Origin of the sequence: Amycolatopsis sp. SID8362 (assembly GCF_010550475.1) — a bacterium.
Classification (GTDB): Bacteria; Actinomycetota; Actinomycetes; order Mycobacteriales; family Pseudonocardiaceae; genus Amycolatopsis; species Amycolatopsis eburnea.
In genome coordinates, this window is sequence record NZ_JAAGNB010001843.1 from 1 (window position 1) to 1,526 (window position 1,526).

The window sequence follows — 1,526 nt, forward strand, 5'->3', positions numbered from 1 at the left end:
GCCCGCTGGCTGGCCGCCGCGCTCGCCGTCCAGCTCGAACGCTGGGTCGCCGGTGAACCCACCGAAACGACGACCGGCGAGCTGGAACTCGACCCCGTCCGGCTGACCGCGCTCCCCCGGCCCGTGCTCCCCGTCCCCGACCGGCCCCGGCCGGTCCGGGAGCAGGGCCTGCGGCCGGACCTGCTCGTCGACGACCGGACCGGCATCGTGACCGCGGTCCACGAACTGCCCGCCGCCCCGGGCATGCCGGCCCGGCTCAAGGTGTGCGCGGTGGACGTCGCGGACATGCGGCGGGTCGTCGACTGGCCCAACGACCGCCAGGCGTTCGGCACGTCGTGGCACGACTTCGAGCTGGCCCGCGAGTCCGCGATCGGCGAGGCCGTCGAACGCTACTGCGGCAGCTGGCTGCCCCCGGAGCGCGAAGTCCGGCACGGCAGCTACGAGCAGCTGCGCCGCGCCCGCGTCCCGGCCCTCGACCCGCGCCGGCTCAACTTGTACTCGGCCCGCCAGTACGCCACGCCCGGATTCCCGTTCGCGCCGCTGACCACCGACGCCGAATGCGCGTGGGTGGAAGCCTTTTCGCATACCACGAAAGAGCCGGTCTGGGTGCCGGCGAGCCTCGTCTCCCAGGCGCCCGAACCCGGCGGGGCGCGCTTCACCGACCCGCTGATCGCCGGCCTCGCCGGGGGCACGAGCGCGGAGCACGCCGTCACTTCCGGTCTGGAAGAGGTCCTGGAGCGGGACACCACCATGGTGTGGTGGGCCAACACGCCGCGGCTGCGCGCCCTGCCGGTGCCGCCCGAGGTGCGGGCGCTCGTCGCCGACACCACGGACACCTACGACGTGACGCTGATCCCGCTGGACAACGAATTCGCCGTCCCGGTCGTCGCCGCGGCGGTGTTCGACCGGGCGCGGCGCTGGCTGTCGATCGGGTTCGCCACCCGGCCCGACGCCTTGGAAGCGGCGAAGAAGGCGCTCGCCGAAGGGTTCACGCTGCAGCACACCTGCCTGGCCCTCGACGACGAGCGCGAGCTGGCCGCGATGCGCGACGACCTGCCGCACCTGGGCAACCTCAAGCCGTACCGGGCCGACCGGCGCTACCTCGACTCCTACCGCGCCGACTTCGGCGACGTCGCGGACCTGCTGTGCCAGCAACAGGTCTACCTCGACCCGCGGGCCGCCGCGCACGTCGCGCCGTGGGTCCGTGACCTCCCGGAGCGCGGCTGGGACGGCCTGCCGGCACTCGGTGAACGCACGCTGAAGACCTACCAGGAGCGCGTCGAGGCACGCGGGTTCGAGGTGCTCAGCGTCGACCTCACCACCCGCGACGTCGCCGCCGCCGGGTTCCACGCCGCGCACACGCTCGTGCCGGGGCTGGTGGCCAACTTCCCGGCCGGGCTGCCCTACTGGGGCGACGGCCGCGTGCGCCGCGCGGCGGTCGACCTCGGCTGGCGCGCGCACCCGCTGCCCGAAGAGAAGCTGAACACCTTCCCGCTCCCCCACGCCTGAGGACGCACCGATGGCCG

1 protein-coding gene is annotated in these 1,526 nt (G+C 74.2%); it reads left to right on the top strand.

Annotated elements, in window-relative coordinates; all coding sequences use genetic code 11:
* Positions 1-1,509, top strand: a 1,509-nt coding sequence (locus tag G3I65_RS56055; RefSeq protein ID WP_160704785.1) for a YcaO-like family protein, incomplete at its 5' end; no start/stop codon positions are given.
* Positions 1,510-1,526 lie beyond the last annotated feature (17 nt).